The organism is Entomobacter blattae (assembly GCF_014672835.1).
In the GTDB taxonomy this organism is placed as follows: Bacteria; Pseudomonadota; Alphaproteobacteria; order Acetobacterales; family Acetobacteraceae; genus Entomobacter; species Entomobacter blattae.
Map to the genome: position 1 here is coordinate 2277970 of NZ_CP060244.1, position 21330 is coordinate 2299299.

Genomic DNA, 21330 nt, shown 5'->3' on the forward strand with positions numbered 1-21330 from the left:
TTATCCTCTTAACATTTCCGTATTACGACCTGACGTGGGCATAACAGAAGATTGCCCAAAAGAAGGAGACCGTTGTAAGGTGGCAGGCACTGTTATAAATATCATAAGAACTGCAGCAAAAAGATACATGCCCGTATAAATCCAGATCACCCCGGTGGCCCCAAGGGAGGCAATAAAGATACCGACGATAGCAGGCCCTACAAATGTACTCAGCCCTGCCCCCAGGTTAAGGATAGACATAGCTGCCCCTTTATTGTCTGGTGCCAAAGAGGGCATAATGGCAGAAAGGGGAACAAAAGCAGCAAGGCAAGCGCCATAAGCACCAGAAGCTATAAGAGCAGGAATATGGCTTTGAGGAAAATATTGCGGGACATAATAGAATAAAACAGTCGTAATGGCACACCCCACACACCCAAACCACATAACAATATTACGCCAACCTACTTTATCGCTTATAATGCCAAACAACAGGTTAAAAACGATATTAACAAACCATAAGGTGGCATACATATGTAGCCAGTCTGTTCGGCTATAACCGATATTCATCATAACCGTAGGCATAAACACCACAAAACCATAAGCTGCAGAGGTATTGATTGTTCTGACAATTCCTCCAAGCCCCACCTTTGGATATTCAAAAGCAATGGTAATCCCTTTAAACAAATAGGAGAATGAGGCCTTTTTCTCTTCCTGATCTGTCTTTTTCCCCCCACGGTTCAGATATAAGGCTATGACAGCGCCCAGAGCGACAAAAACGAGAGCGCTCCATAATGTGGCAATTTCGCCCAAAAACGGTAACGCAATACTGGAATATAAAACACCCAGAACGCTTAAGCCACCACTATAGACAAACCAGAACATACCCACTGCCGAACCAAGCCGTTCGGTAGGGGCTTCATAAGCCACCCAAACCAAGAAACCATAGGCAAATAACGGGTACCCCAAGCCTCTTAAAGCATAGGTGGGTAACATCATGGACAAATTATTTGTGGGTAAACCTATAGAAAGAAATAACGCTGACCCCACTAAAAAAAGAGATAACCCCACCAGCATCACGGGCCTGGCCCCAAATACTTCTGCTAACACACCAGAAAACCACGATGCTATCGCTGCCATAAGGCCGTAAATGCTAAAAAGCAGCGCTGCATCCTGAATGGTAAGCCCATTTTTAATCAGATAAGGTGAAAGCCACCCCTGCTCCAGCCCTTCACCCATCATAAATACCATAACCCCAGCATAGCCAAGCATTAGTTTAGGGGAAATGAAGATTTTATTGATAAAATTTTCCACCACGGTATCTCCTCTACCAAATAGGATTTTTAAGCTTTCATATTTGGATCAAGAACTATCTTCAGGGAGCCCACACCTTTTTTCATCATGGCAAATCCTTCAGAAAATTTTTCCAAGGGAAGGATATGTGTTACGACACCCTCTGTGGGAAAATCACCATTCTGAACCCCTTCTATCACCAATGGATAACAATAAGGACCTAGGTGAGAACCCAAAACATCGAGCTCTTTTCTATCGCTTATAATGCTCCAATCCACTGTGACTGGGTCTTTAAAAACCGAAAACTCTACAAAACGCCCCAGTTTACGAATCATTGACAGCCCCTGCTGCACTGATTTTGCAGCCCCTGTGGCTTCAATGTAAACATCACAGCCATATCCTTCTGTCATGTCTTTGATAATCTTTATAGCATCGTCTTTTCCAGGATTGATTACCAAATCAGCACCAAATTTTTTTGCCAAAGCCAACCTGTCATCACTCATATCTAGCACCACAAGCTTTCCTGGCCCAGATTTTTTAATGGGCCCAATCATACCCAAGCCCAAAGTACCTGCCCCTGCAAGAACCACGATATCTCCCAACTGGATACTCGCACGCTGAACCGCATGAAGAGAACAAGCATAAGGCTCTATCAAAACTGCCTTCTTCATGGGAATATCGTCTGGCACATGATGGTTTATCCCCTCTTTGGGAATTTTAATATATTCGGCCATGGCGCCATTGACGTTGTTTTGAAAACCATAAAGGTCGTGTTTCTCACACATCCAGTATTGGCCACGTTTGCAAAAACGACACTCCCAGCAGGGTACAATCTGCTCAGAGGTCATTCTATCCCCCACTTTAAAGCCTTTAACATTTTCTCCCACAGCAACAGCATGACCAATAAATTCGTGGCCAGGAATCATGGGGGCCTTAATATAAGCAGGCTGTGTTTCATCCCCCCAGAAACTGGGAGCACCATCAAACGACTTGATATCTCCGGCACAAATTCCACAGGCTTCTACCTTCATGAGAATTTCATCGGCCGTAATAGTAGGAACTGGAACCTCCTCCAACCTGTAATCACCAGGGGCGTAAGCTACAACAGCTTTCATCATGCTAGGAATTGTAAAATTTTTATTTTTTCTGTCTACGACATCAACATCAATATTCATAAGAGCACCTTTTGAAACAATCTTGCGTAATAGAACATTAGTTCAATAAATTTACAATTGAACAATAACATTTACGTGAATATTGATAGGGGATTACTCTTGCTTTTTCTTCTATCCTCTTAAAAACCATGAGAAATAACGGTTTATTGTCTCATTTTTTTATTTATAAAGATTTTACACATTTTTGTGTTTCTCTCTATTTTAAAAAGGAATTTCATTTTTTTTGATCTTTTGATATTGTAATAAACAAATGTTATAACGTCTTTATCAAATGTCGAAAATTTTTGAAAAACAAGGCTATCTCCCTCTCCTTCACACCTCTGATGAGGAGCAAACACATGAAAAAGGATCCAGATATGACTCTTCCTATCGCTATTGGCGCAGACGATGCCGCTTTCACTCTTAAAGATGAAATTATTAGATGGTTAGCCAAAAAGGGAATTCCCTATATCGACTACAGCATGGACAAGAACAGTAACCTAGAAAGTTACCCCGATGTCGCATGGACTGTTGCCCAAGCCATTAAAGCGGGGAAACATGAAAGAGGCATACTTTTATGTGGAACGGGGATTGGAATGTGCATAGTGGCCAATAAAGTGCCAGGAATAAGGGCGGCTCAATGCCATGACTCCTATTCAGCCGAGCGGGCACGAAAAAGTAATAATGCACAAATTATTACCATAGGAGCACGGATAATCGGAATAGAGTTGGCCAAATCCATTCTTGGTACTTGGCTCGATTCAGACTTCCAAGAGGGGAGCTCTACCCCAAAAGTCAACAAAATTTCCTATTATGAACAACAAGCCTCTTAAGGAAGGTTAAACAAGATAGAGAAAATGCCTATTTCCTCTATCTTGTTTTCATTTTTCCCCCTTATGGCCCCTCTTAAGGGTTATCAAGGCAGAAGCTTTTTAACGGTATATATACCTACCTCTTTAAGACGATTATAAATAAGACTTACGCTAAGTCCTACCTTTATAGTTTTTACATCACCTCTATGCTTTGAATAATATCGTTGAAGGTTGGAAAATAAACGCCTCCAAACCCTCATTTTTAAAATAGAGGCTTGTAGAAATAGAGCTTTACCACAGACTTTTCGACCATCAAAAATGGCAAGCCTCTTCCGGAGAAGTCAGCCAATATTTTTGGCCGCATTATAACTGCTCATAACATTCGTGTATTGTGTAGAATGGTCTGCAACCAACTGTGCAAAGCCTGCCATGGCAACATTATGATTATCTTCTTCTGGATGCCAATTGCGGCGTAATTCACAAGCAATACCAAACCATGTCATAAGTTCGGCACCTTGAGCGCCAGCTTTTGTTATTCTATTCCACACAGCATCCCTTACGAGGGTGCTACTTGTTCCAGAAGCATCAACAGCTACAAAAACTTCAATATCCTTCATGAGTGGATTATATTGTTTCTCATGCAATAGAGAAAGGGCTACAAAACCTACGCAGACTTCTGTGACCACACCAGCGAGAATAAACTGTGTTCTCTTCTCTTTTTTAACCAAATCATAAATGGCATTCCGGAACTTTTCATTATCCCACGCATTGATTTCCCCATCGCGCTGAACATAAGCATAAGGTGAGAGGTTATCTTTTATATAGGGAAGAATTGGTCCATTAGGCCCTGATTCCATGCTACTTGTTAATACAGTAGGCAATTTAAAAAAATTGGTGATGCTCACAAGAGCTGATACATTATTACGAAACTCATCTGGAGCAATATCATTCACAAGAGATAGTAAACCAGACTGATGGTCTACAAAAAGCACAGCTGCTTTATCAATATCTAGGCGTGAATATGTTGTAATAGACATTATAATCCTTTCAAATAAAAAAGCCCTTTCCAAAGAAAGGGCCAATTCCATAACAGGAAAATATAAAACTCCCCATTATATACTGTGATATACTCTATTTTATAAAAAATTGGAACATAAATAGAACAAGTAGTGAAAATAATTTTGTAAAACCAACAAAAGACTATTCTTTTGGAGGATTTTTTTCAAAAACAACCAGGTGGGAATCGTTCTTTGGCCCAATAAAAATAGCCAGGAGGCGCGCTGGTTTTGTTGCACTATTATTGGCGCTTATACGATGATGCGTTCCAGGTTGTTCGCTCCAACTTTGACCAGCCTTATAGATCTGCACCTTGCCATCATCCAGCTGGCTTCGAATTTCACCTTCCATGACATAAGCCACAACAAAGTTTTTCCCGTGAAGATGCGGTGCGGTAAAACCACCTGGTGGGTATGTCACCTCTAATGCTGTGACTTGTTGGGCCGAAACCTGCGGAATACTATATTGAAAAACCTGTTCTATGGTCTGTTTTTCCGCAGCAGCTTTTCTCTCTTGAGAATAGGCCGTAGAAAAAACGCTACTTCCTGCAAAAAATACACTCAAAGCTACCGCAGATGGCAGAAACATTTTTTGATGAAAACTCATTTTAAAACTCCCTTTAATAAACTTCGAAAATTAAGTAGATAGCGACCATTCTATGGCCACCTGATCAAGCTCTTTCTTAGCGCGCAAAAGCGCTGCCACCCTTGCGGCCTGATCAGCAAATTGCAAGGGCTGGGCATTAACAAATTTCTGCTCTTCAATCCCTAGAAACAAGAAAGAATTCTTTAAAACGGGTGTCATCGCATCCATCCCCTCATACAAACCACCTGGGCGTAAATCTGCCCCTCTGGTTGTAATAAACAAAACTTTCTTATCACTAAGTTTACCTTGGCTTCTCTCCCCTGGCTTTGCATCGTAAGTCATGCCCATTCGGGTAATACAGTCAATAAATGTTTTAAAGGTAGAAGGAATGGTCCAATTATACATAGGCATAGCACACACCAGGGCATCTGCTTGCAGAACTCTTTTACACATTGCATCAGAATGCTTTAATACTTGACGCATTTGTTCTGTCCGTTCTGCCTCTAGGGTATAGATGGCTTGCGCATATTCGGCAGTAACATGGGGTTGTACATCTTCTGTAACATCAATATAGTCTATGATGATCTGCGGCTGTTTTTCATGGAGCCTTTCCAAAAAATACTTTCCTAACAATCGGGAATTAGACCATTGATGAAATTTTGAACTGGCATCGATATGGAAAATTTTCATGGGATTCTCTTTAAAAATGATAACTTAGACTTAATGTATCTAAGTTAAGAAAGTGTCAATTCCTTAAACACAGTCTTTATCAATTCCTGCGTTTCTTATCTCATCTTTCCCTGAGGAGAAAACATATGAAACCATTTGTCCATTTGGTCTAAAAACTCATCTGGTGCTTTTTTAACAAAGGCTTTTTTTAAACTTGAAAGGGTATAACGGTCTAACTCCTGCTTCATTTTTTTCTCTACTTCAAGCATAACCGCATGAATGGCACACACACCATCAGTAGCCCATTGAGGAGAGGCCCCTTCTTCAAACAAAGCACATTTTTCTCTTATATCTCGGCACTCAAAAAAAGGCTTATGAGCATCAATGGCTTCTATAACATCAAGCACAGAAATTTCTTCTGCAGGTCGTGCCAGAACAAACCCCCCAGTTACCCCTTCTGTGGCAATAACAAGCCCTGCCTTATGGAGCTTTGTAAAGATCTTGGCCAAATAATCTTTCGGCACTCCTTGAAAAGCCGCCAAAGAACGAACGGTGTACCCTTCCCTTCCCGTGGGACTCTCAGAGAGATATAATAAACAGTGCAACCCATATTCAACCGCATTGCTAATATAGGCCATTCAGCTCTTTCCACCAATAAACCACTTCAAAAATCCTCTACGCCTTACCTCTAAACCTTAGGAGTATAGGCTTTTATTATCCAAAACCCTATACCAGCTTTTCTCTTTGACTCTATAATGACAATTTTCCTGAAAACGAACTAGCTTTATGCCATATACACCCGCACGATCACTGGCAAACTCTATTATTCCTTTTTTGTCCCTTTCGGCTCTGCTATATCTGTAGAAAGCGCTGTATCTATTATATCGGTTTTATATTCGTGTCCTGCCGGATCAAACTCTTTAAAACACCTTTTTGAGAGATCAACTTTTTCTTTCCAAGGTTGAACAGGACAACATTAAACCCTTGGAAATAGTATGCTGTTTTTCCAATGGATGTCGCACTTTCTGATCCATAGCGAGCAGTCTCCATCAAATCTGTTTGTAGTGCAGCCAAAGTAGGGCTGTAGACACAAACATAAAAAAGCCGCCAAAATCATTTTTTCATCTGAATAACTTTTCCAAAAACGGTACAGTGAATTCAGACCCATAAAATCTCTATACGTTAACAATCCTATCATAGATCATAGCTCTATCGTTAGAGAGCATATCATGCTTACGAATATTCAATAGATCGTTGAAAAACCACTCACAATCATAAAATTCTCCATGGAAATAGGATCATCCCTTATTAAAAGGCAAAATATTAAAATGACAAAATAAAAATATAAGTATGAACAAATAAAATTTACCACCCTTACATGATAAGAAATGCATTTCTCTTTATGCTGTTCAAGTCATATTTGCTATACTTGCCGGGTGATAAATACCTCATAGAACAGACACCTTTATTCGTTAAAATATCTGGTATTTCTTTTTTGTCATTCTTTTTAAGCATTCAACGTTATGAATACAGATGCCCCCATCTTCTTAGGTATTGATGTTGGAACAGGAAGTGCTCGTGCTGGTTTTTTCAGCGTTGATGGGCTTCTCCTCGCTCAAAGTAGCTGTCCCATAAAAATATGGTACCCTCAAGACTCTTTCGTTGAGCAATCCTCTACCAATATATGGCATGCTGTATGCCAGGCCACAAAAACAGCCTATGCCGCTATTCCTCCCCAACCCATTGCAGGTATTGGTTTTGATGCCACCTGTTCTCTCGTGGTGGTAAACGCCAAGGGCGATCCCCTTTCTGTAAGCCCTCTTGTTGCCTCTCAATACTCCCACAGCACATCGCTAGAAATCCCTGAAGAAATTCCCAACGTTATTGTTTGGATGGACCACCGTGCCCAGGCAGAAACAGAAGAAATTAATGCCCAGCAATTCTCTGTTCTTGACTATATTGGCGGGCGCATGTCTCTTGAAATGCAAACTCCCAAGCTTCTTTGGCTTCGTAGACACAGGACCGACACCTGGCAGAAAGCCGCCCATTTTTTTGATCTTCCAGACTTCCTTACATGGAAAGCCACCGGTAAGACCACACGCTCATTATGTTCTACCACCTGCAAATGGACCTATCTTGGCCATAAGAAAATGTGGGATGCCGCATATTTTCAAGCAATCGGCTTGAGCGATATTGTTGAAGAAAAATTCCAGCGTATTGGCCAACATATCCTCCCTCCTGGTGCCCCAGTAGGGCTCCTCTCGGCAGAGGCAGCAAGGGAGTTAGGTTTACCAGCCAATATTCCGGTAAGTGCCTCAGCAATCGATGCCCATGCTGGCGGTATTGGCACTATTGGAGCCATGGCTGGTTCAAGCAACCCTGCCAAAACTTCCCTGCAAGCCCCTATGGCGGTACCTGATATTTTCTCTCGCCGTATTGCCCTTATTGCCGGTACCTCAAGCTGCCATATGGCCATATCTCCCCAACCCCATTTTGTTTCAGGAATATGGGGCCCCTATTATGGGGCCATGCTCCCCAACATGTGGCTCAACGAGGGAGGTCAGTCTGCAACGGGTAGCCTGATTGACCATATTATCACGACCCACCATGCCTATTCACTCCTAAAAGAAAAGGCCATCCAACAAGGAATAACCCCCTACGATTACCTCAACACCCAAATTGAGCATTTATCTTCTTCTCTACCCAGCTATAGCTATCTTACGAAAAAACTCCATATTATGCCAGATTTTCATGGTAACCGATCACCATTGGCCGATCCGGAAGTCCGTGGAATGATCTCTGGCCTCACGCTTCATTCTGGACTTGATGAGCTTACACTCCTCTATCTCGCAACCCTACAAGGGTTGGCTTATGGTACCCGCCAAATTATTGAAACCCTGAATAAAAAAGGCTATCATATCGATACAGTTATGGTTTCCGGTGGGCAGACAAAGAATCCTCTTTTTTTACAAGAGCACGCCAATGCCACACAATGCCGCATTGTTCTCCCCAAAGAGCAGGACGCTGTTCTGCTGGGATCGGCTATATTAGGGGCTGTTGCAGGAGGGGTATACCCGTCTATTCCCGCAGCAATGGCCGCCATGAGCCATATAGGGCATGTGATTGAACCCGGTGAGGCTTCCCTCCTCCAATATCATACAAGAAAATATTCTGTTTTTCTTCAAATGCAAAAGAACCAATATGAGTATAACACCCTTATGAGCAGTAAAACTCTATAGGGCATTATTTAAGAATGATCCCTTATATTCCGATCATCCACAACGTTCTACGCGGTGGTTGCACTGCCAAGCCCAAGAAGATTATCTTTTTCCTCCAAAAAGATTTTCTACTGTTGGCATCGTAGATCAATACATTCTGCTTCAAACCGATCACTATAAAGCTGAAGACTATAACGGTTCAATAGTTCAAAGGATGCATCCAAAAGACGGCACAGCCTATAAAACAGGTTTTTATAGGTGGGGAAATACTGATCGACAAACGTGAAGAAATATTTAAGCAAAGAGAACTTTGCCCGCTTTAAACCTTTCCCTTAAGGCAGATGAATAAGAGACATATAAATGCAAAACAACTTCTCCTTACAGCCCTCCATACTCCTAAAATTTGATAAGTGTAACCCCTAACCCCTAACCCCTAACCCCTAACCCCTAAGGGAGGAGGGTAAATTGTGCACGCCTTTCTTTCAATGCTGAAAGAATAATCCCCCTATCTTCTCCAGCTAGGAAACATTTAATCCCCAATTTTTCTAACAATTCCTTTTGCTGTGGGGTTCGAGGATTAGCACAAAATGGAATGTTCTTTTTTATACAATAAAGAGCTATCGATTTAACCACATCCTGAACAGCTTCATCGGTTGGGTCTGCTCCCACGCCTATATCTACAGCAAGGTCTAATGCGCCATCCATAGCAGCCAGAATCCCATTTTGAGAGAGAATATCTGAAAAAAGCGCTGCCCCCTTCTTGCTTTCTATCATAGGCACAATAAATGCACTTTTATTCACTTGCTTTACATATTCTGCTATAGGCAAAGTACCAAACCCGGTTATTCGTCCCCCCGTTATGGTACGCTGCCCCTGTGGGGGAAACCATGCTGCCTCTACAGCTTTACGAACCTCTTCACGACTTTCTACCTTAGGGAGGACAATGGCACGAGCCCCATTATCCAACAGTCGCCCAATACGCTTTGGATCAACCCCGGGCACTCGCACCCAAGGCTCAACACCTGCTAGCTCACAGCTGCGAATACAGTCCAAAACATCCCTTTCTTCTCTCAGGAGATGCTCCATATCCAGAATCACAAAGTCATAGCCTGCTTTTCCTGCCATTTCACATAAAAGGGAAGAAGGAAGAGAGTTGAGAAAACCCACCACCTCTTTTCCTTCCCTGCTTTTACTCAGCACAGAGAGGGATGAAAACACCGTATTCCTTTCATAATACCAAACGGTATTACTATACTTTTTAATTAAGAAAAATTACAGCTTACAGAAACCTCATAAATTACAGGGAAATAAATTACAGGGAAGGCTCAAAAACCTTCTTATTGGTCTCTGTTAAGAGAGAACCCTTTTCCATTATTCCCGCAGGCGTTAAAAAATAAACCAGTGGTGGAGGATGCATTAAAAAATCATGATGGGATATCCCCCATCCATAAGCACCCGCCAGCGGATAAATCACAAAATCACCAATAGCTAACTGCTTGACAGGAACATCTCGTGCCAAGATATCTTTCGGGGTACAAAGCTGGCCTACCATACTAACAGGCGCATTGGTTACCACTGGACTTTCTCCCCCGGAAGAAATTATGATGGGATGATCATGGCCAAGTGCTGAGGGGAGCCGGAAATGATGTGTTCCCCCCCTGCCTATAGCAAACCATTTCCCATGGCTTTTTTTAATATCCATAACCTCCATAATATAAATACCGCAACCAGCAGTCAGATAACGGCCTATTTCAAAACGCAACTTGATTCCTTTGCCTTCCTCTTTAAGAATCTTCTGCAAACCCTCGCAAAAGAAAGACCAATTAAACGAGTTTTGGGCATCCTGATAGTTAATCCCCATCCCACCCCCACAATTCATAAGATCAATTTGAAGATTAAATTTCTCACGAAGACGGTGAAAAGAGCGGATATGCTGGTGAACCAACTCTAGATGGGCCATTGTATCGGTATGATGGGAAAGTGTATGAGCATGCAGCCCCACAAGCTTTAGGCTAGGGGTTTGGACAATATAAAGCAGGGCCAGCTCGACCATTTCATTATCCATACCGAACTGGCTGGGTTTTCCACTCATCATAAGGGAACTCTTTATCTCTCCCTCCATCTGCAGGTTCAACCGCAACATAACCGGCGCAACACGCCCCAGATTTTGCGATATTTTTGCCAAGCGTTGAAGTTCTAACAGGCTTTCAACATGCAGCGCTTCTACATTAGCCTCCAGGGCAGCACGGAGCTCAGTTGGTGTTTTTCCTGGCCCACCAAAAAGGATACGATGATGAGGAACATGGTTTTGTATCCATACCAGCTCGCCGATAGAAGCCACTTCAAACCCATCCACATGACGGGACAACGTTTTAAGAATAGGGATTTCGTTATTGGCTTTGACGGCAAAAAAGATACTGCAATTTTCTGGCAGGCCTTCCTGCATAGCTTTGGCGTGCGCTTCCAGGGCTGTCAAATCATACAGAAAAGCACAAAGTGGGTCTTCGATCGCCTGATTGTCTTCCGACTGTAACGAACGTAAATACGCTATGCCTTTTTCCATCGCTGGGGTTATCTTACCAAATTGTGCCTGGATCGCCTGATTTTCTGGAACTGGTGACAGAGACATTACGCGCGCTCTCCTGAAAAAAAGTAGGGTGAGAAGGGACTCTTTAACGTAACATACCCGGCATCACGATCGGGAAGCTTCCTTAAACGGGTCATCAGGTTCGATTTTGCTGGTAACCCTACCCCTGTAACCAAGCGATGCAAACGGTCGTTTCCATCACCTTGTGTATCAGTCACCCGGCTGGCAATATCTTCTAAAATAGTCTGAACTTCTTGCCATAACTGTTTTTCTAACTTGCTAGAATGAAGCGAAAAATGAAAAATGGCTTCAGAAAGGTTATTGACAATTAAACAATAAACCGTACGTTTCCAGCCTTTATCAGCTGAATACCATACAGAATGGCGCGTTAATGGCTGCATTCCCTTTAGCTGTTCTTCTGGCCAATGAGACATTAAAAGTTTTGTGCCTTCCAAATCACGCACCCATACACGAACCGGCCAACCTTGTTGATCAAAACCTATTATGGTGTTCTGCAGATGCGGCTCTAACACGATCCCATATTCTAAATGGCACCGTAACACACCCTCACAAAGAATAGCCGCGTAACGGCGCATCCATTCACAAGCAACCTGCTCAAACCCTTGATTATGCAGATAAGCCAGCTCTTCTAACATTACGGTACAGTTTGATTTTTCCTTTAGGCCAACACCCCAGGTAAAAAGAGACATAGCCACTTCAGGCCGTAAATAAGCACGCTCTTCTCGGCTGATCGTATCTCGATAGAGAAGGCCAAAGCTTTCCGTCATGGGAATATTCTCTTCCTCTGTGCCAAGGGTTGCCAGACTCACTGTTGTGGCTGCCGGTTCTGGCATAAAGGCAAAACCAGGGCATATTTGAGAAAGAACCTTAATCGTTGGTTGCAATAATTCCGTTAAAGCGACAGCACTTTCAAGCTCATACCAGGCATTTTTACGCACGCAATTTGTAAGTCTAGTATGAATGGAAAATTTAAGAAAACTTTCAAGCTCGGGGTGGTATAAAGTTCGAACAGATGAAGTTGGATATAAACGCTCCCCCTTAAACCCAACAGGTTGAATAACCTCATTTTGTACAGCCTTTTGGAAGAGAGGTAAATTATGAATATAGTCAACCTCCCACGGATGGCATGGATAAAGGTTTTTTTCTCCTGAGATCTGCTCTAATAACTCCATCTTAGGAGCGCCAAGGCAGCGAATTACCTCTGGGTTCACTTCAAACCAAAATAGCTGAAACGAAGCCCCTACTTCAGGCGAACATTGAATCAATAGATCTCTGCTCACCCCTTCCCTGCTTTTAGGCGCAGGGTGAAGGGCATGCCCCCACACAAGATTTTGCTCTGAAGCCAGAAGCGTATCCGTATTAGGAGCCAGCCGATCCTGAGATACTGCCTTTGCTGTAGTGATTTTTTCAAATTGGGCACCAAGAAATGTCTGGATATTCTCAATACTGTTATGGATCTGCCCTATAAGGGAAGCGCCATAACCAGCCTCTGGGTAAGAGGCAAATAATAATTCTGCCAAACTTGTTATTCCCAGAGGAGTCCAGCCTTCTTTTGTTTTTATAAATGGCCAACTTGTAAAATGGCAGCGCCGTAATGCACTGACACTGCTCGCTGCAATAATGATCTGAACTGAGCCAACCCACACACTAACAATATATGCAGGAGGATCTATGGTAGTAAGCAAGGTACCAAAGGGGTGATCTCCCCCATAATTAAAATCCACATCACCGGTCAAAAGGGCCTGTTCTCGTATATAACAATTCAACAAACACTCTATCGAAAACATTTCACTTTTCTTCTCAATCACGGACTGGTGAGCTTGTAAATTCTGATGGATATAACTCATGCTGATCCTTCAACCGCTTTCATATACGGTAAAATAAAAAAAGCTGCCGCAAAACTTGCCACGGCAGCAACATAAAACGGAGAAAAAACATTCCCATTCTGCACAAGAAAGCCAGCAGCAAGGCCCGCAAATGCCCCTGAAAACTTTCCAGCAGAATCAAACTGACCAAAAATAGCCCCCGAATTGGCTGCCTTTGCCCAATGGCTTAAAACATCATGTAAGCCACAATACGTTAATATAATACCTACTCCCATCAGCAGACGAAACAGAACAAGGGAGCCAATCGTAGGACTATAGCCTTGGAATAAAACCGAAACGGCAAACAAGAATAACCCATTAAAGAGGGCGTTAGGGGGCCTATATTTTTTTAATGCAGGCATACCCATAAGATAGACAAGATGAGGGAAACCATAGAAAAACCCAATCACCCCATTTGATTTTAAACCCAACTTATGGGCGTATAAAACAAAATAGGGAAATGTTACAACCATGGAAAAGCTATAGACCGCCTGCAACCCAAGAAGTAAGGGTAACTTAATGGGTGGCATACTTTCAGCATCTAAGGGCATCAAGCCATTTTTTCCTGTAATCGAGGCGTTGCTCTCAGGTTTTTTATCGGTAATGGGCAAAAGAAAGCTTAAAAAAAAGGCCGATAATGGGAAAAGAGATAATAGGCTATAAATATAAAGCCCAGGTTTGTAATCCATTACCAAACCAATCACCCAAGGGGCTGTCACCATAGCCAGCCGTGCGGAAAACTGTGTCCAGTTGAGGGCAACCCTTAATTGAGCCCTATCAAGAAAACTTCCTAAATAGGCGTTAGAGGCCCCCATGGCACCCCCGCATATCCCTTGAATGAAAAGGGCCAACAAAAACAACCCTATCGATTGGCTTACCCCTGCCAGAAAAAAACCTATAGCTAACCCTCCATACGCTCTTTGCAAGGAGAGGCGATATCCATATCGATCTGCCATACGCCCCCACCAAGGTGTAAAAACAGCTGTGAGCAAGGTTGGGATGATATAGAAAACCCCATACATCCATGCGGGTACAGCCGTAATCAAAGACGATAAAAACAATGGAAGAAATAACGGCAACCCCAGCACTGTAAAGGCAGACAAATAATGCCCCATCAAAACAATACCGACAATCGTCCGCACTGATACGGGCCTCATGGAGAGTCTTGCCTTTCTGTTAACTGGCCACCTGGTAGCCTATCATCCTGATAGGCCAACATCAGAGCTGATAATTCATGATATCCTGGCACCTCCCCATAGGTTGTCAGAATGTTCAATAACATTCCCGGTGTTAAAAGTGGCCACATATATTCTTCCATAAGAAGCTGGCCATCAGAATTTTCCCTTCTTGGCTCAGCAGGCTGCTGTTTATGAGTTTTGTAAAAAAGAGAGTAAAGATAGCGTCGACAATACCCTTTTGAAAGAAGGTTAACTATCATAATACCGTATTCCTTTTGCTAACTCTCTCTATCTTTCAGGTTTATTCCACAGTAATGGGCTCATTTTCATCCATAAAGATATTGGGAGATGTCCACCCGTAATATTTATTAATATCGGCCGCATCGGTATAATCTTTTGGTAAAAGAGTACCGGCTGTAAGCAAGTATTTTACGGGCATAGTAGCATCAGCCATAAAAAACCGGGCAGGCGCTGTTTCTATTCCCTCATTGGAAAGAACGTTCAATATATTGAGAAAAACTTCCCGTAAGAGCCCATACAAGGCTTTTCTTTTTACAACCCTCAAAGCAACAAGCTCTTCGAAGGGCGCCATAATACAAAGCTGCAAAGTGATAGTGCACAGCATTTCCATGAGTTCCTCTGGCCGTTTAGCCTTAATACGCCCATCCTGTATTGCATTGACAATCTCTGCCAGTTCCGGTTTGGCCGCAAGCAATAATGGTTCGTACAGCCTTGCAGAATCATTATCCTTCATTAACAATCGTACATTCTCTTTTTGATAAAGAAGGATGGCATTCTGCTGATTTGCTTCCAAGGCAATGCCATATTGTAACCAAAGCCGCAGATGCACCCCTAAAAAAACATCCAGATGGGCCTTAGCCCATGCTAAAATATCTCCTTCATAGAAGTGGTCTGCAAGGTGCAGCATCAGGGGGCGCCCATCTCCCATAAGGGTTACCAAAGCTGCAACAGGTACGGCGAGTTCTCCTTCACTCCCTAATGGATATTCCCGCAAAATATAAGCTAGGTCTGCTCTTTCCTGAACGTAACCGCCACGCCGTTCATCGACATGCACAATTTTTGATCCCAGCATGGGGTCACTAGCAGCAATATTTTCAAGAATTTTCTGGAAAGAATAACCGTCATGAACAGTACTCGGCTTTATTAACCTTAAGTTTCTATTCCCTAATGTACGCATATAGAGCGGTAATTTTATATGAAACCGTAAATTTTCAACACAAGCGACAGTTCTGACAGAAAGGGTGGGCCTAACAGTACAAAATGCCATAGGGGCCGCAACAGCACCCACCGGCAGTTCTGAGAGAATATGGGGCCACGTTAAAGGGTGGACGGGAATAACCTGATGGGTTTTCTCCAATTCTTGTGGCAAACCAAGCTGCTTCATTGTGGGCCAAATATCTTCTGGCGGAAGAAAGGGTTGAATAAGAAGTTCGGTGGGTAGAGCTATCCACCTCAATTTAAAATGGGGAGAAAATTCGGGAGCGTAGGCCTGTAGGCTTTTATGATCAAACCCCACTTTGGCTCTGGCAGTCGGATAAAATGGATGATCAGAAAAACTGGCAATCCAATCCATCCCCAGCAATCTTTCATGCCAAGAAGAAAGGCTCATAACTTGCTGGAATTTGTGTTTTTGGGCTTCATATTCTGCCCTGCATATTTCTGTATGGTTGAGCGCAAGAAGGGCTTCCTCCTGAAAGAGGTGAAATAGTCTACGAATGGCGCCATCCTGCCCACTTGCCAAACATCGTAGAAAATTTTCAATTCCACTTGCCTGCGTTCGTTCCTGCCCTAAAGCCTGATAATACCAAGTAGCAGAGGCAGCCTTATAACGCTGCAAGATTTTGGCCGGCTCAACAGCAAGCCAAAGGACACTTCCATCTTTCAATACAGCTTTAAGCCATTGTTGATGAGGGAGAAGAGAACGCTCCGTATCCAGCATCTCCTGATCCAGTATCCCTTGGGACGATATTCCAAATAGATCTTCTCTTAAAACCGTATCCATAATACGCAGGAGAATATAGCGTTCTGCTGATGATATGGGGGCATAATCTGCCTTAAGTGCACTATAATTATTCATGCGCTCACCTCTTCTTTTACAGTAAATCCAAACTTTTTCTCAAGCACCTGTTTTTGGACCCACAAATCTTCCTGAGTAGGGGCGATAATTTGCAAAATGCCTATATAATCCTTGTTTGAATGGGTTACGACAATTCTATCGCCCACCTTACGAAGTGCACGATACATCCACCACCCATCATCATCCTCCTGCGTTATGGAAGGAGATACCTCAGTCAGGATGCCGCCATGGTCTGCAACACCATAAAAAATTCCTGCAACAGGAAGGGCAGCCCCCTCAATACCGCTTTCATACAACAAGATACCTTCATCCATAGCTTCTGGCAGAGATACACCCTGATATAATTTGAGAATGGTCGAAAACCATTTTCGCCCCAAGAGACGATCAAGTAAAAACTCGCGCCCATCCCCAATACTTCGATAATTAATTTCAACCAGAACGGGGCCTGCTTCAGTTGCAATAAATTCACTATGGCATACCCCAAACCCTACGCCAAAAGCTGCTATCTGAGCTAAAGCTTGTGTACGATATTTTATCCCTACCGGGCCATTCCACAGCGCACTTTTCTCAATAAAGTAGGGAGGAGGAGAAAGCGAAACATCAAAACCTCCTATGGCTGCAATATTTACGCCATCACCTAATGTTTCTAGCGTAAAAAGCGTGCCTTCTAGGTAGGCTTCAAGGGCTATTCCCTTTTGATGTTTGGGCATAAAATTCTGCAAAAAAGCTTTAAGCTCTGCCGCATTTCGACATAATTGCACATCCATACTCGCTACCCCCTCTACAGGTTTAGCCACTACCGGGTAAGGAATAGCACTGGGCAGCTCTGCCCCCGCCCCTACTACGAATGACCAAGGCATGGGAAGCCCTAATTGCTGCTGTCGAGCCCTGAAGGCTGCCTTGTTTTTGGCAGCAAAGCAGATCTCCCATTTCTTAGAGGGGCATCGAAAATACTCAGCGACCAGAGAGGTTACCACCTGTAAATGATCACTATTAGAAAACACAGCTGCAGGTGAAATTCTATTTTTTATTAATGCCGACAAAACAGAAAGAGGATTAAAAACATCGCATTCTATAATTTGCGGCTTATTGTCCAAATGCGTAAGCCGCATTTCATGGTCTTGTGCGTAATCCGTTACAATAACTACAGCATGACCCTTATGGATTAATGATGGCAAAAACCCTTCAATAACAGCATTATGCGCTATATGGCTTATCACGACAAAGGGCTTAGATAGGGGAGAAAAATTCTGCATGAGCACTTCCTTCAACAAGAAAGACTGGAGGAGGGGATTATGGCGTTGGCCTTATTCTTATATTTGATATTAATAATTATTATCAATTAATGATTTCCTTTTTATATCGAAATCATAATAAGTTTTTCCTTAGGAGCTCTCTTGCTTAATCCAAACTATAAAGATTTCTTAAAGGAAACGGCTCAGTAATTAATTTTATAAAAAGGTGAATTTTTTCTATTTTATTAATATTGACTCTTATTTGCATATTAAATTATGACACTCAAGTAACTTATCTTCCCCTTAACCACTGCATTAAAAACAAAGTCTGCTTTCTTCATCATGAAACATTATTCACTCTTTAGTTCTTCAGCATTACAGACCACTGTTGCTTGGGCTTCAATCGTTTTTATTGGGAGTATATTCCCATTAAATGTAGTTTTTTCACAAGAGTTAAAGCCTAACTCTCCCGCTGGCAATAAACCAAAAACACCTCCAAAAAAACAAGATAAACCACAAGATAAACCAGCCGATGAACAAATTGTTATTCAGGGAGACATTCTAGGAGAAAACAGCAAAAAAGCCTTACGGTATTATGCTGGTAGCCGAAGTGTCATTTCCTCTGATACGCTGAGAAATGGTGGAATCAGGTCCCTTGATGATGCCCTTCAGCATGTCCCCAGCGTAAAGATATTTGATGAAACCGGCACCGGCGCCCTGCCCCAAATTATGGTACGGGGTCTTTATGAAAGCCGAAGTGGGCGAGTTCAGCTTTTACAAGATGGAATTCCCCTCTCTCTGGCCCCCTATGGCCAAACCAGTGTTTCCCTCTTTCCTGTAACCCTTGACATGATTGACCGGATCGACATTGTCAGAGGGGGGGCAGCTGTGCAATATGGGCCCAATAACGTTGGTGGTGTTATAAACCTTGTGAGCCGCCCCATACCAAAAAAATGGGAAACCACCTTTGGAGACAGACTCCAGGTTGCCCAAAACGGGAACGTTATTTTTAATAATTTTGTAAGCACTGGCGGGCATGTCACCGATGATTTTGCCCTTCAGCTGGATACGAATTTTCAAAACGGCGACACATTTCGTAATGGTCATAACAAGGTTGATACCAAGAATTTTCGACTGCGTGGACAATACGATATCGATGATGACACCAGAATCCGTGCAGAAATACAGCACTATACCCTTAATATTGACCTTCCCGGCTCCCTTACCCCTAATGACTATAAACAAGACCCATACCAAACTACTCGCCCACTAGATAATGTGGTAGGCCATACCGTACGAGGCAATCTTGTGGTCCAACATGACTTTGGTGAACTTGGGCCCTTTGAAGGTGGCCAGTTCACCTGGACAGGGTTTGCCAGTACAACTTATAGAAACTATAAGGTTGGCATGCGCACTAATGCCAATGAAACCTGGCTTTCTAATCTTCCCCCAGAACTCTTGCAGCAGGCCCCACGAGACTATCAGGTTTTTGGCGCCCAACCGCAGCTTACATTACGGGCCCATAGCGGTGATGTCAGCCATGAAATTACCATGGGGGCTCGCGCAACATTTGAAGATATTGGGTTTATTGTGAATAGAACCCAGCTTCAAACCAACGTTGTCAGCCTTATCCAGAACAGGCATTTTACCGATAAGGCCTGGGCAACCTTTATTAGCGATAAAATAGGCCTGCTGGATGAAACACTTACCCTGACACCGGGCTTTCGCTTTGAACATCTTGATTCTTCATTTTACGATCGTATGAATGGCCAAAAAACAGGAAATGGGATTAGGAATATTCTCCCAGGTGTAACGGCTTCCTATAAGATTGGAAAAACGGGGATGGTTTTTTTCGATGCCCAACGCTCGCTTAGAGCTCCTCAGGTGACCCAGATTATTTACGGTAACAACCTCAACTCAGAACTGGCCTGGAACTACGAGACTGGTGGACGTTATTTCCCCGATAAAAACACCACATTGGGGCTTACTTTCTACCGAATTGACTTTAACAACCAAATTACACTAGATAACACGAGCCGAACTTACGTTAACCTAGGTTCCACCCGCAACCAGGGCATTGAACTGAGTGCAGAATGGCAGCTGCCTGCTGTGCCAGACCTTTCCTTCAAAGCTACATATGCTTTTCTGGATGCCAAGCAGCTCAACGGCCAATATAGTGGTAAACGTACGCCCTATACCTCTAAACACCAAATCACGGGAGATATCCGCTATAAGTTAGACCGCTCTACAGAGTTTGACATTAATGGTTATTATTTCTCCAATGCCTATTCGGATGCAGCTAACACCAGACAAGAGAATGCTATTGCCTCTGTTGGACGGCTCCCAAGCTATGTTGTTTTTAATGCCCAAGCTAGCCATGTTTTCTACGAGCAAAATAACGGCGCTACTGTTAGGGGATCTTTCTCCATTCTGAATTTTGCCAACGAGCATTACTATTTTCGTGGCATTGATACCAGTCCATGGGGAAGAGAGACAGCACCCGGCAGAACCTTTATTATGGGGGTACAGGCTACACTATAACCCCTTCACATAACTTACCAGAAACAATTTTTGCACAAAACACTTCAATGGAAGACATTTTTCATGACAAGAAACTTTATGCCTAAAACCACCCTTCTTAAGACCTGCTACACATAAAAGCTCAAAAAGACGTGTAGGCGATCAATAAATGAGGTAAAATAAAAAACCTCTATAAATTCTGCAACAGAGCTAAGTCTTTCATTACCCTTTCTTCACAACAGAGGATACAACCCTTACTATGTGCTCTCCCTCACGGAGAGCACAATGAAAATCTCCATCCATAATGAATATCTTAAAAATATCCCTACTGCGCTCATCAGAATTGAAGACACCCTTCTCTTATGGCATATCATTTGGCCTCTAAAATCGTTTAAAATAGGGCGCTTTCTACTGTTATGTTATTTATAGACCACCAGTAAGGCTCCTAGAGCTATTAAGATTAGCCAACCCAGTTTGTAGCCAATAATTTTCGTGCAGAAAAACGACCCCCCATACAGAAACCATCAACGACACTCAACTTATCCATAGAGAAAACACGGCCCGCATCGCCAAGTTTTAAAGCCCTGAAATAACATAGCCACGATGCTCCCGTTATCATCCCTGACAAAACGAAAAAGGTAACCATTTTTAGAGTAAAATCTTTAAGGGGCTGCCATTGTTTTTTGGAAAAAAAAGACAATACAGGAAATACCACATAAAATAATACCAATATGGATCAGGGTCGCTAGGTCTACCTGAACATCCTCACCCCCAATTTTTACAAAAAAGCTGTTAATGCGGCAAATAGAATTGAACAGTGAAATTAAACAAGGCGTAGAGCGAACCCGTTATCACGTTTTCCATGAAACGAAACTCTTGGATGAGAAAAACGCCTAAGTTGAACCCCTTTTTTACCACTACGTTACCCCTCCCTCAATGACCTTATAGAGGTAGAACACTTCACATATTCTCCCGACACTCAGAAATAGAGATATCAGAAAAATTGTACCGACCTTCACAGCCCCTATAAAATTTATCCATTCTTTTTATGGGCAAAACTCCC

At 42.8% G+C, this 21330-nt stretch carries 17 protein-coding genes; 3 read left to right on the plus strand and 14 right to left on the minus strand.

The window, feature by feature from the left end; all coding sequences use genetic code 11:
- Together JGUZn3_RS10220 and JGUZn3_RS10225 are read right to left on the minus strand one after the other, a co-directional pair.
- Entirely contained in the window at positions 1-1293 is a 1293-nt protein-coding gene (locus tag JGUZn3_RS10220) for an MFS transporter (RefSeq protein WP_238996808.1), read from the minus strand.
- Between the two features lie 26 nt (positions 1294-1319).
- On the minus strand, positions 1320-2444 hold the full coding sequence (locus tag JGUZn3_RS10225; protein WP_203413411.1) for an MDR/zinc-dependent alcohol dehydrogenase-like family protein: 1125 nt from the start codon (positions 2442-2444) through the stop codon (positions 1320-1322).
- A 338-nt stretch (positions 2445-2782) separates the two neighbouring features.
- On the opposite strand from JGUZn3_RS10225, the gene rpiB reads away from it, so the two are divergent.
- A complete protein-coding gene (rpiB, locus tag JGUZn3_RS10230) occupies positions 2783-3256 on the plus strand; it encodes a ribose 5-phosphate isomerase B (protein WP_238996809.1) in 474 nt (157 codons plus the stop codon).
- A gap of 320 nt (positions 3257-3576) precedes the next feature.
- On the opposite strand, the gene JGUZn3_RS10235 is transcribed toward rpiB, so the two are convergent.
- The 4 genes from JGUZn3_RS10235 to JGUZn3_RS10250 form a co-directional block, all read right to left on the minus strand.
- Complete coding sequence (locus JGUZn3_RS10235; protein WP_203413412.1) at positions 3577-4272, minus strand: isochorismatase family protein; 696 nt, start codon at positions 4270-4272, stop codon at positions 3577-3579.
- A 163-nt stretch (positions 4273-4435) separates the two neighbouring features.
- Positions 4436-4897: a cupin domain-containing protein gene (locus tag JGUZn3_RS10240; RefSeq protein WP_203413413.1), complete on the minus strand. Its 462-nt coding sequence runs from the start codon at positions 4895-4897 to the stop codon at positions 4436-4438.
- Positions 4898-4927: 30 nt separating this feature from the next.
- Entirely contained in the window at positions 4928-5566 is a 639-nt protein-coding gene (locus JGUZn3_RS10245; RefSeq protein ID WP_203413414.1) for an FMN-dependent NADH-azoreductase, read from the minus strand.
- Between the two features lie 95 nt (positions 5567-5661).
- Positions 5662-6183 carry an RrF2 family transcriptional regulator gene (locus JGUZn3_RS10250; RefSeq protein WP_203413415.1) on the minus strand — a complete coding sequence of 174 codons (522 nt, stop codon included), beginning with the start codon at positions 6181-6183 and terminating at the stop codon, positions 5662-5664.
- A gap of 885 nt (positions 6184-7068) precedes the next feature.
- Here JGUZn3_RS10250 and JGUZn3_RS10255 point away from each other — a divergent pair.
- The gene (locus JGUZn3_RS10255; RefSeq protein WP_203413416.1) at positions 7069-8784 is read left to right on the plus strand and encodes an FGGY-family carbohydrate kinase; all 1716 of its coding nucleotides are present in this window, start codon (positions 7069-7071) and stop codon (positions 8782-8784) included.
- A 426-nt stretch (positions 8785-9210) separates the two neighbouring features.
- Here JGUZn3_RS10255 and JGUZn3_RS10260 read toward each other — a convergent pair whose 3' ends face one another.
- The 7 genes from JGUZn3_RS10260 to JGUZn3_RS10290 form a co-directional block, all read right to left on the minus strand.
- Positions 9211-9981 (minus strand): HpcH/HpaI aldolase family protein, encoded by a 771-nt coding sequence (locus tag JGUZn3_RS10260; RefSeq protein WP_203413417.1) that lies wholly within the window; start codon positions 9979-9981, stop codon positions 9211-9213.
- A 94-nt stretch (positions 9982-10075) separates the two neighbouring features.
- Positions 10076-11392 (minus strand): type III PLP-dependent enzyme, encoded by a 1317-nt coding sequence (locus JGUZn3_RS10265; RefSeq protein ID WP_203413418.1) that lies wholly within the window; start codon positions 11390-11392, stop codon positions 10076-10078.
- Positions 11392-13218, minus strand: coding sequence for an IucA/IucC family protein (locus JGUZn3_RS10270; protein WP_203413419.1), 1827 nt, complete (start codon positions 13216-13218; stop codon positions 11392-11394). Before JGUZn3_RS10270 ends, JGUZn3_RS10265 begins: the two co-directional genes overlap by 1 nt.
- Positions 13215-14393 carry an MFS transporter gene (locus JGUZn3_RS10275; protein ID WP_203413420.1) on the minus strand — a complete coding sequence of 393 codons (1179 nt, stop codon included), beginning with the start codon at positions 14391-14393 and terminating at the stop codon, positions 13215-13217. Before JGUZn3_RS10275 ends, JGUZn3_RS10270 begins: the two co-directional genes overlap by 4 nt.
- Positions 14390-14674 (minus strand): hypothetical protein, encoded by a 285-nt coding sequence (locus tag JGUZn3_RS10280; RefSeq protein WP_203413421.1) that lies wholly within the window; start codon positions 14672-14674, stop codon positions 14390-14392. The genes JGUZn3_RS10275 and JGUZn3_RS10280 overlap by 4 nt, the downstream gene beginning before the upstream one ends.
- Before the next feature lie 41 nt (positions 14675-14715).
- Entirely contained in the window at positions 14716-16512 is a 1797-nt protein-coding gene (locus JGUZn3_RS10285) for an IucA/IucC family protein (protein WP_203413422.1), read from the minus strand.
- Positions 16509-17768 carry an ATP-grasp domain-containing protein gene (locus tag JGUZn3_RS10290; protein ID WP_203413423.1) on the minus strand — a complete coding sequence of 420 codons (1260 nt, stop codon included), beginning with the start codon at positions 17766-17768 and terminating at the stop codon, positions 16509-16511. Before JGUZn3_RS10290 ends, JGUZn3_RS10285 begins: the two co-directional genes overlap by 4 nt.
- Before the next feature lie 321 nt (positions 17769-18089).
- Between JGUZn3_RS10290 and JGUZn3_RS10295 the strand changes: the two genes are divergently transcribed.
- The gene (locus JGUZn3_RS10295) at positions 18090-20288 is read left to right on the plus strand and encodes a TonB-dependent receptor family protein (RefSeq protein WP_203413424.1); all 2199 of its coding nucleotides are present in this window, start codon (positions 18090-18092) and stop codon (positions 20286-20288) included.
- Between the two features lie 439 nt (positions 20289-20727).
- On the opposite strand, the gene JGUZn3_RS10300 is transcribed toward JGUZn3_RS10295, so the two are convergent.
- Positions 20728-20913: a hypothetical protein gene (locus JGUZn3_RS10300; RefSeq protein WP_203413425.1), complete on the minus strand. Its 186-nt coding sequence runs from the start codon at positions 20911-20913 to the stop codon at positions 20728-20730.
- Positions 20914-21330: the final 417 nt, after the last annotated feature.

Excerpts from the sequence above, each read along its gene's own strand:
- JGUZn3_RS10225 (WP_203413411.1), bottom strand. The coding sequence starts at position 2,444 with ATGAATATTGATGTTGATGTCGTAGACAGAAAAAATAAAAATTTTACA.
- rpiB (WP_238996809.1), top strand. The coding sequence starts at position 2,783 with ATGAAAAAGGATCCAGATATGACTCTTCCTATCGCTATTGGCGCAGAC.
- JGUZn3_RS10235 (WP_203413412.1), bottom strand. The coding sequence starts at position 4,272 with ATGTCTATTACAACATATTCACGCCTAGATATTGATAAAGCAGCTGTG.
- JGUZn3_RS10240 (WP_203413413.1), bottom strand. The coding sequence starts at position 4,897 with ATGAGTTTTCATCAAAAAATGTTTCTGCCATCTGCGGTAGCTTTGAGT.
- JGUZn3_RS10245 (WP_203413414.1), bottom strand. The coding sequence starts at position 5,566 with ATGAAAATTTTCCATATCGATGCCAGTTCAAAATTTCATCAATGGTCT.
- JGUZn3_RS10250 (WP_203413415.1), bottom strand. The coding sequence starts at position 6,183 with ATGGCCTATATTAGCAATGCGGTTGAATATGGGTTGCACTGTTTATTA.
- JGUZn3_RS10255 (WP_203413416.1), top strand. The coding sequence starts at position 7,069 with ATGAATACAGATGCCCCCATCTTCTTAGGTATTGATGTTGGAACAGGA.
- JGUZn3_RS10265 (WP_203413418.1), bottom strand. The coding sequence starts at position 11,392 with ATGTCTCTGTCACCAGTTCCAGAAAATCAGGCGATCCAGGCACAATTT.
- JGUZn3_RS10270 (WP_203413419.1), bottom strand. The coding sequence starts at position 13,218 with ATGAGTTATATCCATCAGAATTTACAAGCTCACCAGTCCGTGATTGAG.
- JGUZn3_RS10275 (WP_203413420.1), bottom strand. The coding sequence starts at position 14,393 with ATGAGGCCCGTATCAGTGCGGACGATTGTCGGTATTGTTTTGATGGGG.
- JGUZn3_RS10280 (WP_203413421.1), bottom strand. The coding sequence starts at position 14,674 with ATGATAGTTAACCTTCTTTCAAAAGGGTATTGTCGACGCTATCTTTAC.
- JGUZn3_RS10285 (WP_203413422.1), bottom strand. The coding sequence starts at position 16,512 with ATGAATAATTATAGTGCACTTAAGGCAGATTATGCCCCCATATCATCA.
- JGUZn3_RS10290 (WP_203413423.1), bottom strand. The coding sequence starts at position 17,768 with ATGCAGAATTTTTCTCCCCTATCTAAGCCCTTTGTCGTGATAAGCCAT.
- JGUZn3_RS10295 (WP_203413424.1), top strand. The coding sequence starts at position 18,090 with ATGAAACATTATTCACTCTTTAGTTCTTCAGCATTACAGACCACTGTT.
- JGUZn3_RS10300 (WP_203413425.1), bottom strand. The coding sequence starts at position 20,913 with ATGGTTACCTTTTTCGTTTTGTCAGGGATGATAACGGGAGCATCGTGG.